1 protein-coding gene and 1 pseudogene are annotated in these 16,907 nt (G+C 74.3%); both read right to left on the bottom strand.

Annotation, left to right across the window (positions count from 1 at the left end; translation table 11 throughout):
- Positions 1-95: 95 nt before the first annotated feature.
- A pseudogene (locus ACFYW5_RS13000) lies at positions 96-5,666 on the bottom strand (SDR family NAD(P)-dependent oxidoreductase); the annotation flags it as partial.
- A 93-nt stretch (positions 5,667-5,759) separates the two neighbouring features.
- Positions 5,760-16,763: a type I polyketide synthase gene (locus tag ACFYW5_RS12995; RefSeq protein WP_389417464.1), complete on the bottom strand. Its 11,004-nt coding sequence runs from the start codon at positions 16,761-16,763 to the stop codon at positions 5,760-5,762.
- Positions 16,764-16,907: the final 144 nt, after the last annotated feature.

The raw sequence follows: 16,907 nt of genomic DNA, 5'->3' as shown, positions 1-16,907 counted from the left end.
AGGTACTCACGGAGCTTGGCTTCGTTGCCGGACATCTGCCTTTGTCTCCAGGAGGGGTTGGGGCGGGCGCTGGGGAGCGGGGGTGCTCGGGGTGGTCAGCCGAGGCCGAGTTCCTTGTTGATCAGGGCGAACATCTCGTCGTCGGTGGCGGTGTCGAGGGAGGCGGTCGCTTGCGGCCCGGCGCCCAGGGGGGTGCCGTCGGGCGCTTCGGGGCTGTCGTCCTCGTCGGTGGCTTCCAGTCGCCAGACCAGTGACTGGAGGCGCTTGAGGAGCGCGGAGCGGCCCCGGGCGGTGGGCGGGGCGGCGGCCAGGGCCGCCTCCAGCCGCTCCAGTTCACCGAGGGCGGTGGGTTGCCCCTCGTCCTCGGGGGTGAGTCGGCTGTTGAGGTGGGCGGCGAGCGCGCGGGGGCTGGGGTAGTCGAAGACGAGGCTGGTGGGCAGGCGCAGTCCGGTGACGGTGCCGAGCCGGTTGCGGAGTTCGACGGCGGTGAGCGAGTCGAAGCCGAGGTCGTTGAAGTCGCGGTCGGCGTCGACGGCGACCTCGACGGAGCTGCCGTGGGCCAGCACTTCGGCCACATGGCCGCGGACCAGTTCCTGGAAGAGGGCGAGGCGTTCCTTGGCGTCCTTGCCCGCGAGTTGCCGGGCGAGGCTCGGGCCGCCGGTGTCGGTGGCGCGGGCAAAGGCGCGCCGGGGCGGGGTGGGGAGGATGCCGCCGAGGATGGGGGGCACCATGCCGGCCTGGGCGTTCCGTCGCAGGGTGGCCATGGAGATCTCGACGGCGACGAGCAGGGCGTCGCCGCCGGCGCTCGCCGTGTCGAGGAGGGCGAGGGCCGCCGGGGAGGAGAGCGGGGCGAGCCCGGAGCGGGTGATGCGGTCCAGGTCCGCCTGGTCGAGGCGGACGGTCATCCCGCTGGTCTCGCCCCACAGGCCCCAGGCGACGGAAGTGGCGGGCAGGTCGTGGGCGCGGCGGTGATGGGCGAGCGCGTCCAGGAAGGCGTTTGCGGCGGCGTAGTTGGCCTGGCCCGGGCCGCCGAAGACGCTGGCGGTGGAGGAGAACAGGACGAACGCGGACAGGTCGAGGTCGCGGGTGAGGTGGTGGAGGGTGAGGGCGGCGTCCAGTTTGGGGCGCAGCACGGCCTCCACCTGGTCGGGGGTGAGGGCGGTCAGGACGGCGTCGTCGACGACTCCGGCGGCGTGGACGACCGCGGTCAGCGGGTGCTCGGCGGGGATCTTGTCGAGGAGGGTGGCCAGTTCGCCGGGGTCGGCGACGTCGCAGGCGATGATCTCGGCGTCGGTGCCGAGCCGGGCCAGGTCGGCCACGAGGGCGTCCGCCCCGGGGGAGTTGTCGCCGGAGCGGCTGGTCAACAGGAGCCTGCGGACGCCGTGGTGCCCGGCAAGGTGGCGGGCGACCAAGGTGCCGAGCGTGCCGGTGCCGCCGGTGATGAGCACGGTGCCCTCGGTGCGCCAGGGGGAGGTGCGGTCGTCGGGACCGGTGGGGGTCCAGCGGGCGAGGCGGGGCACGAGGACGCGCTCGCCGCGCAGGGCGGCCTGCGGCTCCCCCGCGGCCAGGGCGGCTCGTACCGCGTCGGCCAGCAGCTCGGGTTCCGCCCCGGTGGCGTCCTCGGCGTCCACCAGGAGGAAGCGGTCGGGGTGCTCGCTCTGGGCGGTGCGGACGAGGCCCCACAGCGGGGCGTGGGCGAGGTCGGGGACGTCCTCGCCGGTACGGGTGGCGACGGCGCCGGCGGTGACGAGGACCAGGCGGGTCTCGGCGAGCCGTGAGTCGGCGAGCCATGCGCGCAGGGTGGCGAGGGTGGTCCGGACGGCGCCGTGCGCGGTTTCGGCGTCGTGGGGGGTCTCGGCGTCGTGCGCGGTTTCGGCGTTACGCGCGGACGGGTCGGCGGGAGCGGCGCAGGCAAGCAGCACCACGGGGGGCGCGGGGACGCCCGCGTCGAGTACGGCGGTCAGCGCGGCCAGGTCCGGGTACGCGGAGACGGTCGTACCGGCGTACTGCAGGCCCGCGGCGAGGGCCAGCGGGTCGGGGCCGAGGGTCGCCCAGGCCTCGTCGTGCGGTGTCTCGGGCAGGGTCGTGTCGAGGGGCTGCCAGTCGAGGCGGAAGAGCCGGTCGCCATGGACGGGGGCGGCCGGGAGCTGGTCGGGGCGCAGCGGGCGCAGGGTGAGGGATGCGGCGGTGAGCACCGGGCGGCCGGTCGGGTCGGCGACGGTGACGGCCGGGGAGGTGCCGTCGGGGCCGCCGGGGGTGAGGGCCACCCGGAGCTGTCCGGCTCCGGCGGCGTGCAGGGTGACGTCCCGCCAGGCGAAGGGCAGGCGGATGGTGTGGGTCTCGGCGTCGGCGAGGACGCCGAGCGGGTGCAGGGCCGCGTCGAGGAGGGCGGGGTGCAGGCCGTAGGCGTCGGCGTCCGCGCGGACGGCTTCGGGCAGCGTGATCTCGGCGTAGACCTCCTCCCCCCTGCGCCAGGCGGCGGTCATGCCCTGGAAGGCGGGGCCGTAGCCGTAACCGGCGGTCTCGGCGGCGGCGTAGAAGCCGGTGACGTCGACCGGCTCCGCGCCGTCCGGCGGCCAGGCCGTGAGGTCGGCGGGGGTCGTGTCCTGGGCGTCGGCCAGGATGCCTTCGGCGTGCGTGGTCCAGGGGGCGTCCGGGCCCGCGTCCTCGGGACGGGAGTGGACGGCGAGGGAGCGCTGCCCGTCCTCCTCGGGGGCACCGACGACGACCTGGATCTGCACACCACCCTGTTCAGGCAGGACCAGGGGCGCCTGAAGCGTCAGTTCGCGCACACTCCCGCAACCGACCTCGTCACCGGCACGCACCGCCAGCTCCACGAAGGCCGTCCCCGGCAGCAGCACAGTCCCCGCCACCGCGTGATCGGCGAGCCAGGGGTGGGTCCGGGTGGAGAGGCGGCCGGTCAGCACGGCACCGCCGTCCGCGGCGAGGCGCACGGCCGCGCCCAGCAAGGGGTGACCGGCCGCGGCGAGGCCGAGTCCGGCGGGGTCGCCGGAGCCGTCGTGGACCTGGAGCCAGTAGCGCTCACGCTGGAAGGGGTACGTGGGCAGGTCGACGGGGTGCGGATCGCGCCCGGTGAAGTGGGCGGCCCAGTCGACGTCGACGCCGCTGGTCCACAGCCGGGACACCGCCTGCGTGAACGTCTTCACCTCGCCGTGGCCCCGGCGCGTGGCCGGGAGGAACAGGCCCTCCACGTTCTCGGCGCCCATCGCGGTGAGCGTGGCGTCCGGGCCCAGCTCCAGGAACTTGCTCACCCCGGCCCCGGCCAGCCACGCCATGCCGTCCGCGAACCGCACCGACTCCCGGACGTGCCGGACCCAGTACTCGGGGGTGCGTATCTCGTCGCCCGCCACCCGGCCCGACACGTTCGAGACGACGGGGATGCGCGGCTCGGCGTACGCGACCTCGGCGGCGACCCGCTCGAACTCGCCCAGCATGGGCTCCATAAGCGAGGAGTGGAAGGCGTGCGAGACGGTCAGCCGCCGGGTCTTGATGCCTGCCAGGTCGAAACGCTCGCGCACCGCCTCGACATCCGACACCGAGCCCGACACCACCACCGACGTCGGCCCGTTCACCGCCGCCACGTCGACCGCGTTGCCGAGGGTGGCGAGGACGTCGCGCACCTGGGAAGTGCCCGAGCGCACCGCGAGCATCGCCCCGCCCCCGGGCAGCGCGTCCATCAGTCCCCCGCGTGCCGCGACGAGCCGGCAGGCGTCCTCCAGCGAGAACACGCCCGCCACATGCGCGGCGACCAGCTCACCGACCGAATGCCCCATCAGGAAGTCGGGACACACGCCCCAGGACTCCGCCAGCCGGTACAGGGCGACCTCGACCGCGAACAGCCCGGCCTGTGTGAACACCGTCCGGTCCAGCAGCCCGCCCGTCTCGTCCGACAGCGCCTCCACCAGCGACCCCGGCAGCAGCCCTTCGAACCCGGCGCACACCTCGTTCAGCGCCCGCGCGAACACCGGGAACTCGGCGGCCAGTTCAGCGCCCATCCGCGCCCGCTGCGACCCCTGCCCCGTGAACAGCAGCGCGAGGCGCCCGTCCACCGTCCCGCCGGAGGACTCCACGGCAGCCAGCCCCGCCGTCAACTCCGCACGGTCCCGCCCCCACACCACCGCCCGATGCCCCAACCCGGCCCGACCGGTCGCCAGCGACCACCCCACATCCACCGGATCCAGCGCCCCGACCACCCCGGACAACCGCTCGGCCTGCGCCACCAACGCCTGCGCCGAACCGGCCGACAGCACCCACGGCAGCAGCCCGCCGACCTCAGCCGGGGCGGATGACGGCTCGACGGGCTCTGCCGGACCCTCCTCCAGCACCACGTGGACGTTCGTCCCGCTGATCCCGAACGCGGAGACGGCGGAGCGCCGCGGACGGCCCGTCGCGGGCCAGGGCATCGGCTCGGTGAGGAGGGAGACGCTTCCGGCGGACCAGTCGACGTGCGGGGTGGGCTCGTCGACGTGCAGGGTCTTGGGCAGTACGCCCGCCCGCATCGCCATCACCATCTTGATCACGCCCGCCATACCGGCCGCGGCCTGTGCATGGCCGATGTTCGACTTGATGGACCCCAGCAGCAGCGGACGGTCGGGGTCCCGGCCCTGGCCGTAGGTGGCGAGCAGGGCCCGGGCCTCGATCGGGTCGCCCAGCGGGGTGCCGGTGCCGTGTGCCTCGACGGCGTCCACGTCGGCCGGATTGAGGCGGCAGTTCAGCAGCGCCTGCCGGATGACGCGCTGCTGGGCCTGGCCGCTGGGGGCGGTCAGGCCGTTGGAGGCGCCGTCCTGGTTGAGGGCGGAGCCGCGGACGACCCCCAGCACCCGGTGGCCGTTGCGGCGGGCGTCGGAGAGCCGTTCCAGGACGAGGACGCCGGCGCCCTCGGACAGGCCCATGCCGTTGGCGTCGGCGGCGAAGGCCTTGCAGCGGCCGTCGGCGGCGAGTCCGCGCTGGCGGCTCCAGCCGCTGAACTCGTCGGAGGTGGACATGATGGCGACGCCCGCGGCGACCGCGAGGCCGCACTCCTCGCCGCGCAGCGACTGCGCGGCGAGGTGGAGGGCGGTCAGCGAGGAGGAGCAGGCGGTGTCCAGGGTGACGGCGGGGCCTTCGAGGCCGAAGGTGTAGGCGATCCGGCCGGAGACGATGCTGCTGGCGCTGCCGGTGACGAGGTGGCCCTCGACGCCTTCGGGGACCTGGTGGATGCCGGAGCGGTAGTCGAGCGGGTTGCAGCCGACGAACACCCCGGTGGCGGTGGAGCGCAGGGAGGTGACGGGGATCCCGGTCCGTTCGAAGGCCTCCCACACGACCTCCAGCAGGATCCGCTGCTGCGGGTCCATGGCCACCGCCTCGCGCGGCGAGATCCCGAAGAGTGCGGCGTCGAAGCGGTCGGCGTCGTGGAGGAAGCCGCCCTCGCGGACGTAGCTCTTGCCGTGCCGGTCGGGGTCGGGGTCGTAGAGGTTGTCCAGGTCCCAGTCGCGGTTGGCGGGGAGGCCGCCGATGGCGTCGCCGCCTTCGGTGACGAGCTGCCACAGCTGCTCGGGCGAGGTGATGCCGCCCGGGTAGCGGCAGGCCATGCCGACGATGGCGATCGGCTCGCGGTCCTTCTCCTCCACGGCGGCGAGGCGGTTCTGGGTGTGGCGGAGGTCAGTGGTCACCCGCTTGAGGTATTCGAGGAGCTTCGCTTCGTTCTGCGCCATCGTCGACATCTCCACTGTTGCTGGGTGGTCGGGCCGGAGCGGGTGTCAGGAGGTACCGAATTCGCGGTCGATCAGTGCGAACATCTCGTCGGCGGTCGCCGCTTCGAGGTCCCCTTCGTCGGTGGTGTCGGTGCCGGTGGTGGTGGTGCCTGCCGCGTCGTCGTTCAGCCGCAGCAGCAGGGTCTGGAGCTGCCGGGTGAGCTTGAGCCGGGTGTCGGTATCAGGGGTGGCCGCGGCCAACGCCTCTTCGAGTCGCCCGAGTTCGGTGAGCACGTCTCCGCTGCCCGGGGCGTCGCCGTCGAGTGCCATCTCGTCGCGGAGCAGAGCGACCACGGCGTCGGCGGTGGGATATTCGAAGACCAGGGTGGTGGGGAGGGCGAGGCCGGTGGCGGCGCCGAGGCGGTTGCGCAGCTCGACGGCGGTCAGGGAGTCGAAGCCGAGGTCGCGGAAGACGCGGGTCGGTTCGATGGTCGCCGGGCCGCTGTGGCCGAGGACGGCCGCCGCCTGGCTCCGTACCAGCTCCAGGAGCTCACGCTCCTGTTCACCGGCGGGCAGGGCGCGCAGGCGGGCGCGGAGTTCGGAGGTGTCCGCGCCGGGGGCGGGGGCGGTCTGTCCGGGGGTGGGGAGGTGGGGCCGGGCCTGGGGGAGGTCGTCCAGGAAGTGGGTGGTGCGGGCGTAGGTGAAGAGCTGGGTGAAGCGTTCCCATTCGACGTCGGCGACGGCGATGTTGACCTCGTCGTGGTCGAGGACCTGCTGGAAGGCGGTGAGGGCGAGTTCGGGGTCGATGAGCGGCAGGCCCTGGCGCTGGGCGCGCCGGTTGAGGACGGGCCGTTCTGCGGCGTCCTGGCTGTCCCACTCGTTGACGGCGTCCCAGATGCCCCAGGCGACGGCGGTGACCGGCACCCCGCGGGCCCGCTGCCCCTGCGCCCAGGCGTCGAGGTGGGCGTTGGCGGCGGAGTAGGCGCCGTGGTCACCGCTGCCCCAGAGGGCGGCGACGGACGAGTAGACGACGAAGGCGTCCAGTTCCCGCTCGCCGAGCAGTTCGGCGAGCATCCGGGCGCCGGTGATCTTGGCGTCGATGACGTGGGCGTACTGGGCAAGGGTGGTGTCGGCGAGGGCGCCGAGCTCGTAGCGGACGGCGGTGTGGAAGACGGCACGGATCTCGTCACCGGCCGCGTCCAGCCCGCCGATGAGCGAGGCGAGTTCGGAGCGGTCCGTGACATCGCAGGCCGCGATGGTGACCCTGGCGCCCAACTCCTCCAACTGCGACCGTAGTTCGGCGGCTCCTGGGGCTTCGGGGCCCCGCCTGCTGGTGAGGACGAGGTGGTCGGCGCCGTTGCGGGCGAGCCAGCGGGCGAGGATGCCGCCCAGCAGTCCGGTGCCCCCGGTGACGAGGGTCGTGCCGCGCGGCTTCCAGTCCCGGACCGGCCCGTCGGCGGGCAGCGGCGCGGGCACCATCCGGCGGGCGAACAGACCTCCGGGCCGGACGGCGACCTGGTCGTGCTCGACGGTGTCGCGCTGGGCGAGCACGGCCGCGATCCGGCGGCGGACCCGCTCGTCGTCGAGGTCGGCGGGCAGGTCGAGGAGGCCGCCCCACTGCTGCGGCAGTTCGAGCGCGGCGACCCGGCCCATGCCCCAGACCTCGGCCTGGACGGGGTGGGTGATCTCGTCTCCGTAGCCGGTGGCGACGGCCCCGCGGGTGACGCACCAGACCCGGGCGGACAGCCCGGTGTCGGCGACCGCCTGTATCAGCGCGAGCGTGGCTGCCACGCCCTCGGCCACCACGGGCTGCCCCTCGACGGACCGCACGTCGGCCAGCGCCAGGGTGGACAACACCCCGGTCACCCCCTCCGAACCGACCGCCTCGCCCAACAGCCGCGCCAGCAGGCCGCGGTCGGCGCCACCGACCGGCACGGGCACGGTCACGACATCGGCGCCGCGCCCGGTGAGCAGCGCGGTGAGACCGGTGCACCAGTCGTCCCCGGCGCCCTCGGGGGCCAGGTGCAGCCAGCGGCCGGACAGCGCGGCCGGTACAGCGGGGTCGGCCTGCTGCTTCCAGGCGACCTTGTAGCGCCAGCCGTCCACGGTGGACAGCTCACGGTGCCGGCGCCGCCAGGAGGCCAGCTCCGGCAACACCTCCCGCCAGGCGTCCCGCTGACCGTTGAGAGCGAGCGCCCCGGAGAGAGCGTCCATGTCCTGGCTCTCGACGGCCTCCCAGAACGCGGAGTCCAGGGTGCCGCCACGACTGGTGTCGGCCGCGGTGTCCTCGCTGGGCTCCAGCCAGTAGCGGCGATGCTGGAAGGCGTACGGGGGCAGATCGACGCGGCTGACGGGGCGCCCGGCGTAGACGGCGGACCAGTCGATGTCGGCGCCATGGACCCAGAGTTCGGCCGCGCTCGCGAGGAAGCGGGCGTTCTCGTCCTCGTCCCGGCGCAGGGTGCCTACGACCGTGACCGGCTGTTCCGCCGCCTCGGCGATGGCCTGCACGCCCATGGTGAGCACGGGGTGGGCGCTGACCTCGATGAGGGTGTAATTGCCTTGTTGCAGGGCTACTTGGACGGCCTCGGTGAAGCGCACCGGACGGCGCAGGCCCTCGTACCAGTACGAGGCGTTCATGGCCGTCGTGTCCAACACCTCGCCGGTGACGGTGGAGATCACCGGGATGCGGGAGGTCTGCGGTGTCACCGGCGACAGGACGTCGAGGAGCTTGGCCTTGATGTCCTCGACATGCGCGGAGTGCGAGGCGTAATCCACCGGGACCCGCCGTGCCCGCACACCAGCGGCCTCCGCCACCGAGGCGATCTCCTCCAAGGCTTCCGGATCACCGGCAACGACCGTGGCATCGGGACCGTTGAAGACGGCTATCGAGACCCGCTCGCCAAACGACGACACCCACTGCGATGCCTGCTGCGGGCCGGTCGCCAGCGCCAGCATCCCGCCACGACCGGCCAGTTCGTCCCGGATCGCAGCCGATCGGAGAGCGACCACCTGGGCGGCGTCCTCCAGGCTCAGCGCACCGACTACCGCAGCCGCGGCGATCTCCCCCTGCGAGTGACCGATCACGGCCGCCGGAGTCACACCGAACGACTCCCACACCGCAGCCAGCGACACCATGACCGCCCACAGCACGGGCTGGACCATGTCCACCCGTTCCATCCAGGCGTCGTCGTCGCCCTTCAGCACCTCGGTCAACGACCAGTCCACGTACGGCCCGAGCGCGCTCTCGCACTCCCCGATCCGCGCCGCGAACACCGGCGAGGACTCCAGCAGCCCCCGCCCCATTCCCAGCCACTGCGCCCCCTGCCCCGGGAAGACGAAGACGGTTCCGCCGCCCGTTTCGGAGGCGGTGCCGGTGATGGCGTGTGCGGAGGGCGTACCGGAAGCCAGCGCCCGGAGGGCATCGGTCAGCTCGCCCGCCTCGGCGCCCCACGCCACCGCGCGGTGCTCCAGGGCGGAGCGTGTGGTGAGCAGGCTCCAGCCGGTGTCGGCCGGGTCCGTCCCGGCTGCCACGACGTCCGCGATCCGGGCGGCCTGGGCGGTCAGGGCCTCGGCAGTACGGGCCGAGACGACCAACGGGAGGACGTGTGAACCGGGCAGTCCGGCGGGCCCGGCGACGACCACGGGACGGGACGCGGTGCCCGGCGGGGCTTCCTCCAGGATGACGTGGGCGTTCGTGCCGGACATGCCGAACGCGGACACTCCGGCCCGGCGCGGGCCGGTGCGGCCCTCGGTCCAGGGCACCGCCCGGTCGAGGAGGGCGACGGTGCCGTCGGACCAGTCGACGTGGCTGGTGGGCTCCCCGGCGTGACGGGACGGCGGCAGGACGCCCGCCCGCATCGCCATCACCATCTTGATCACACCGGCGACACCGGCGGCGGCCTGGGTGTGGCCGATGTTGGACTTCACCGAGCCGAGCCACAGCGGCTGTTCGGCGTCCCGGGCCCGTCCGTAGGTGGCCAACAGCGCCTGGGCCTCGATGGGGTCGCCGAGGGTGGTGCCGGTGCCGTGCGCCTCGACGGCGTCGACGTCGGCGGGGGTGAGTCCGGCGCTCGCGAGAGCCTGCCGTATGACGCGCTGCTGGGAGGGGCCGTTGGGCGCGGTGAGGCCGTTGGAGGCGCCGTCCTGGTTGATGGCGGAGCCGCGGACGACCGCCAGCACCTGGTGACCGTTGCGGACCGCGTCGGACAGCCGCTCGACGACGAGCACACCGGCGCCCTCCGACCAGCCGGTGCCGTCGGCCGATTCGGCGAAGGGCTTGCAGCGGGCGTCGGCGGCGAGGCCCCGCTGGCGGCTGAACTCCACGAACGGGCCGGGCGTGGACATGACCGTCACACCGGCCGCGAGCGCCAGTTCGCATTCGCCGTTGCGCAGCGACTGGACGGCCATGTGCAGGGCGACCAGGGAGGAGGAGCAGGCGGTGTCGACGGTGACCGCCGGGCCTTCGAGGCCGAGGCTGTAGGCGACCCGGCCGGAGACGACGGCGGCGGCGCTGCCGGTGGCCTGGTATCCGGCGACGGCTTCGGGCGCGCGGCCCAGGAGGGTGGCATAGTCCTGGCCGTTGGAGCCGACGAACATGCCGGTCGCGGAGCCGTGCAGCCCGGTCGGGGGCAGTCCGGCGCGTTCCAGGGCCTGCCAGGACAGCTCCAGCAGCAGCCGCTGCTGCGGATCCATGGCGAGCGCCTCGCGCGGCGAGATCCCGAAGAACTCGGCGTCGAATCCGGCGACGTCGTGTAGGAAGCCGCCTTCGCGGATGTACGAGGTGCCGGGGCGGCGCCCGTCGGGGTCGTACAGGGCGTCGATGTCCCAGCCTCGGTCGGCGGGGAAGGCGCCGATGGCGTCGCCCGCTTCGGCGACCAGCCGCCACAGGTCCTCCGGCGAGGTGACCCCGCCCGGGTAGTGGCAGGCCATGCCGACGATGGCGATCGGCTCGTCGGGCGCCGCCGCCGTGGTGGGGGCGGCCGGGGTCGCGTCGGCGGTGGCACCGAGGAGTTCGCCGCGCAGGTGGGCGGTGAGGGCAGTCGGCGTCGGGTGGTCGAAGATCAGGGTGGACGGCAGGCGCAGCCCGGTGGCGGCGGTGAGCCGGTTGCGTAGTTCGACGGCGGTGAGCGAGTCGAAGCCGAGGTCCTTGAAGGCGCGCGCGGGCTGGAGGTTCGCGGTGCCGCTGTGGCCGAGGACGGCGGCCACCTCGGTGAGGACGGTCTCGATGAGCAGGTGCTCCTGCTCATCGGGGGTGCGTCCGGCGAGCCTGCGGGCGAGGTCGCTGTCGGCGGCGCCGGCCGGGTCGCCCTCCGGGCCCGTCAAGTAGGGCTGTGCGTCAGGGAGTTCGCTGATGAGTGGGCGGTGCCGGGTGGCGGTGTACGCGGGGACGAAACGCTCCCAGTCGACGTCGGCGACGGTGACGGCGGTGTCGCCCCGGTCCAGGGCCTGCTGGAGAGCGGCGAGGGCCAGCTCGGGCCGCATCGTGCGGATGCCGCGCCGTTCGAGGTGGGCCGTCATCTCGGCGTCGGCCATGCCGCCGTCGGCCCAGGCGCCCCAAGCGACGGCGGTGGCGGCGAGGCCGCGGGCGCGCCGGTCCTGGGCGAGGGCGTCGAGGTGGGCGTTGGCGGCGGCGTACCCGCCCTGGTGGCCGCTGCCCCAGACACCGGCGATGGAGGAGAAGAGCACGAACGCGTCCAGGTCCCGGTCGCCGAGGAGGACGTCGAGGTGGTCAGCGCCGTCCGCCTTGGCGGCCAGCACGTCCGCGAGTTGCTCCTGGGTCAGCTCCGGTACGGCGGTGAAGTGGCCGACGCCGGCCGCGTGGACGACCGTGCTCAGGGGACGGCGTCCGGGCAGCGTGTCGAGGAGCGCGGCGACGGCGTCCCGGTCGGCGATGTCGCAGGCGACGACGGAGACCTGGGCGCCGAGGGCGGTCAGTTCGGCGACGAGTTCGGCGGCGCCGGGCGCGTCGGGGCCGCGGCGGCTGGTCAGCACGAGGTCCTCGGCGCCGTTCCGGGCCAGCCAGCGCGCGATGTGCGCACCGAGGCCACCGGTGCCGCCGGTGATCAGGACGGTGCCGTGGGGCTGCCAGTGGGTGGTGGCGGCGGGGGTGGCGGCGGCCCGGGTGTCGGTGGTCTCGGTCGGGTTGCCGGTGATGGCAGCGCGGGGGTCGGTGGTCTCGGTCGGGGCGCCGGTGATGGCAGCGCGGGGGTCGGTGGTCTCGGTCGGGGCGCCGGTGGCGGCCCCAGTGGCGGCGGCGCGGGGGCCGGTGGTCTCGGTCGGGGCGCCGGTGATGGCAGCGCGGGAGTCGGTGGTCTCGGTCGGGGCGCCGGTGGCGGCCCCAGTGCCAGTGGCGGCGGCGCGGGGGCCGGTGGTCTCGGTCCGGTCGCCGGTGGTGTCGGTCCGGGCGCCGGGGACGGCGGTCCGAGTGCCAGTGGTGGCCGCCCGGGCCCCGGTGGTGGCGGCCCGGGTGAGGCGGCGCAGGAAGGTCCCTGCGGCGCGGACGGCGCACTCGTCCTCGCCGTCGGTGCCGGCCAGGACGGCGGCGAGGCGGGCCGCGGCCCGCTCGTCGACCTCGGCCGGGAGGTCGACGAGGCCGCCCCAGAGCGGGGCGTGTTCCAGACCGAAGACCCGGCCGAGGCCCCAGACCTGGGCGAGGGCGGGGTCGGTGATCCGCTCGTCGGGGGTGACGGCGACGGCACCTCGGGTGACGCACCACAGCGGGGCGTCGAGCCCGGCGGCCAGGTGCGCCTGGAGCAGCGTGAGGGTGGCACCCAGCCCGTGGGCGCCGGGGAGGAGCGAGACCAGCCCGGAGGCACCCTGGGGAGCGGCGTCCCGCAGCAGCCCCGCGACGTGCTCGGCACCGAGCCCCAACGCCGCGGCGCCGAGGCGGAGTTCGACGACGTCGGCGCCGAGGGCGCGCAGCGCGTAGGACAGGCGTGCCCATGCCGTGTCGGACGTACCGTCGTCGGCCGGAAGTACCGCGAGCCAGGTGCCGTCCAGGCGGCCGGAGCCGAGGACCGTGACGGGCTTCCACACCGTGCGGTAGCGCCAGGTGTCCAGGGTGGACCGGTCCCGTTCGCCGCGCCGCCAGGAGGCGAGGGCGGGCAGCAGCGCGTCGAGGCCGGCGGCGCCGTCGGCCGGGCCGAGGTCCAGGGTGGCGGCGAGGGCCGTCGCGTCCTGGTTCTCGACCAGCTCCCAGAACCGGGCGTCCACGGTGTCGACCGTGGCGGTACCGGTACGGGCGGACTCCAGCCAGAAGCGGGAGCGCTGGAACGGGTAGGTGGGCAACTCGACGTGGCGGGCGGCGCCGCCGTCGTGCAGCGCGGCCCAGTCGACGGTCCCGCCGTGGACGTACAGGTGGGCGAGGGCGCGCAGCAGCGTGCGCGGTTCCGGCTGGTCCTTGCGCAGGGCGGAGAGCAGCAACGCGGGAGGTGTAGAGGGCTCGTGGGCCTCGCGCGCGGCGGGTTCGGTGAGGCAGTCGTCGGCCATGGCCGTCAGCACGCCGTCGGGGCCCAGCTCCAGGAAGGTGGTCACGCCCTGGTCCCGCAGCCAGCGCACACCGTCCCGGAAACGGACGGGCTCGCGGACATGCCGTACCCAGTACGCGGCGGTGCCCAGCTCACCCGGCGCCGCGCCCGCGCCGGTGACGTTGGAGACGACCGGGATGCGGGGCTCGACGTACTCCAGCCCGGCGGCGACGGTCCCGAACTCCGCGAGCATGCCGTCCATGTGCGGGGAGTGGAAGGCGTGGCTGACCCGCAGGTACGCCGTCTTGCGGCCACGCTCGCGCCAGAGGGCGTCGAGTTCGGCGACGGCCTCCCGGTCACCGGCGATCACCACGGACGCCGGGCCGTTGACGGCGGCCACACTCACGACGGCTTCCCGCCCGGCAAGTGTCTCGCGGACCTCGTCCTCCCCCGCCCGCACGGAGAGCATGGCCCCGCCCTCCGGCATCGCCTGCATCAGCCGTCCGCGCGCCGTGACCAGCGCGGCGGCGTCGGGCAGCGAGAGGACCCCGGCGACATGGGCGGCGGCCAGCTCACCGATGGAGTGCCCGGCGACGTAGTCGGGGCGCACGCCCAACTGTTCGACCAGCCGGTACAGGGCCACCTCGACGGCGAACAGTGCGGGCTGTGCCCACACGGTACGGTCCAGCAGCGCCGCCTCCGCGCTGCCCGGCTCCGCGAACAGCAGCTCACGCAGCGGCCGTTCCAGATGGGCGTCCAGCGCCTCGCACACGGTGTCCAGGGCCCGCGCGAACGCCGGATACGCGGCGTACAACTCACGGCCCATGCCGACCCGTTGGGCGCCCTGCCCGGTGAAGAGGACGGCGACGGCACCCTCGGACGCGGCGACACCGGTGACGGCCTCGGGCGCATGGCCCCCCGAGGCGACGGCAGCGAGCCCCCGCCCGAACCCGGCGTTGTCATCGGCGAGGACGACGGCCCGGTGATCGAGGGCGGCCCGGGTCGCGGCGAGCGACAGCGCGATGCCGTCGGCAGGCAGCTCGGGCCGGTCCGCGACGAAGGCGGCGAGACGGTCGGCCTGGGCCCGGAGGGCTCCTTCCGTACGGCCGGAGAACACCCACGGGACCGTGCCGGGGGACGCCGTGGCCGGAGTCACCGCGCCGGCGGGCTCCGGGGCTTGCTCCAGGATGACGTGCGCGTTGGTGCCGCTGATCCCGAAGGAGGAGACCCCGGCGCGGCGCGGACGGCCGTCCGCCGGCCACTCCCGCTTCTCGGTCAGCAGCCGTACCCCGCCCGCTGTCCAGTCGACATGCGGCGTGGGCTCGTCGGCGTGCAGGGTGCGGGGCAGTACGCCCGCCCGCATCGCCATCACCATCTTGATGACGCCCGCCACACCGGCCGCGGCCTGCGTGTGCCCGATGTTCGACTTCACCGACCCCAGCCACAACGGCCGTTCCTCGTCCCGCCCTTGCCCGTAGGTCGCCAACAGGGCGTCGGCCTCGATCGGGTCGCCGAGCGCGGTGCCCGTACCGTGCGCCTCCAGGGCGTCGATGTCGGAGGGGGCCAGCCCGGCGCCCGCGAGGGCCTGCCGTATGACGCGCTGCTGGGACGGACCATTGGGCGCCGTAAGGCCGTTGGACGCACCGTCCTGGTTGACGGCGGAACCCCGCACCACCGCCAGCACCTGATGGCCGTTGCGGACCGCGTCCGACAGCCGCTCGACCACGAGCACCCCGGCACCCTCGGACCAGGCAGTGCCGTCCGCCGCCGCCGAGAACGCCTTGCAGCGGCCGTCGGCGGCGAGCCCGCGCTGCCGGCTGAACTCCACGAACATGTACGGCGACGGCATCACGGCGACGCCGCCCGCGAGGGCGAGGTCGCACTCGCCGTTCCGCAGCGACTGCGCGGCCAGGTGGAGCGCCACCAGCGCCGACGAGCAGGCCGTGTCGACGGTGACGGCCGGGCCCTCCAGACCGAAGGTGTAGGCGAGCCGGCCGGAGGCGACGCTGGAGGTGTTGCCGATGCCGAGGAACCCCTCGACATCGTCGGGCACCTCGTCCAGCCGCGCCGCGTAGTCAGTGGCGACCACACCGGCGAACACACCGGTCCTGCTGCCACGCAGCGAGGTCGGCGCGAGCCCCGCCCGCTCGAACGCCTCCCACGTGGTCTCCAGCAGCAGCCGCTGCTGCGGGTCCATCGCCAGCGCCTCGCGCGGCGAGATCCCGAACAGGTCGGGGTCGAACTCGGCCGCGTCGTACAGGAATCCGCCCTGTCGGGTGTAGGCGGTTCCGGGGTGCGCGGGGTCGGGGTGGTAGAGCCCTTCCAGGTCCCAGCCGCGGTCGGTGGGGAAGCCGCCGATGGTGTCGACGCCCTCGGCGACCAGCCGCCACAGATCCTCGGGCGAGGCCACACCGCCGGGGAACCGACAGGCCATGCCGACGATGGCGATCGGCTCGTCCGTCCCCGCCACGGCCGCAACGCGCGTCCGCGCCTCGTCAACAGCCTCCACGTCCCGCGGGAACAGCGCCTCATACAGATGGGCGGCGAGCGCGGTCGGCGTCGGATGGTCGAAGACGATCGCGGTGGGCAGCCGCAGCCCGGTCGCCGTGCCGAGACGGTTGCGCAGTTCGACGGCGGTCAGCGAGTCGAAGCCCTGTTCCTTGAAGGAGCGCTCGGCGTCGACGGACTGCCCGGAGGCATGGCCGAGAACGGCCGCGACGCTCCGGCGCACCAGCTCCACCAGATGCCGCTCCCGCTCGGCCCGGCCGAGCCCGGCCAGCCGCTCGGTGAGCGCCGACCCCGCGTCGCGCATCCCGGCTGTCGTGTCGGCGGTGCGGCGGGTGGTCGCGGGACGGACGAGTCCGCGCAGTATGGCAGGCACGGTCTCCGAGCCGCGCAGACCGGCCAGGTCGAGGCGGGCGGGCACGAGCGCGGGCTCGGCGGATGCGAGGGCCCGGTCCAGCAGAGCCAGCCCTTCCGCGGACGACAAGGGAGCCAACCCACTGCGACTCAGCCGCCGACGATCCGCGAGGTCCAGCTCACCCGTCATGGCACTGGCCTGCTCCCACAGCCCCCAGGCCAGGGAGGTCGCGGGCAGCCCTTGGGCGCGGCGGTGATGGGCGAGGGCGTCCAGGAAGCTGTTGGCGGCGGCGTAGTTGGCCTGCCCGGCACCGCCGAAGACGCCGGAGGCGGAGGAGTACAGCGCGAAGAAGGCGAGGTCGGAGTCCTGGGTGAGTTCGTGCAGGTGCAGGGCGGCTTGTGCCTTGGGCCGCCAGACCGTGGCCAGTTCCTCCGGGGTGAGCGCGGTGACCAGACCGTCGGCCAGGACCCCTGCTGCGTGGACGACACCGGTCAGCGTACGGCCGTTCAGCAGGGCGGCGAGCTGATCACGGTCGGCGGCGTCGCATGCGGCCACTTGGATCGCCGCCCCCAACTCCTCTATCTCAGCGATGAGTTCCTGCGCCCCCGGTGCCTCCGGTCCGCTGCGGCTGGTCAGCAGCAGGTTCCGTGCGCCGTGCTCGGTCACGAGGTGCCGGGCCAGGAGCGAGCCGAGGGTGCCGGTCCCGCCGGTGATCAGGACGGTGCCGTCAGGATCCACCGGCACCGGCATGGTCAGAGCGACCTTGCCGACATGCTTCGCCTGGCTGATGAACCGGAAGGCCTCCGGCGCCCTGCGCACATCCCACGCCCGCACCGGCAACGGCTCCAGCACACCCGACTCGAACAGCCCCATCAACGCCCGCAACAT

Origin of the sequence: Streptomyces sp. NPDC002779 (genome assembly GCF_042888685.1) — a bacterium.
GTDB lineage: Bacteria > Actinomycetota > Actinomycetes > Streptomycetales > Streptomycetaceae > Streptomyces.
The sequence above is the reverse complement of the archived record's forward strand: the minus strand, read 5'-3'. Positions and strand labels throughout refer to the sequence as shown.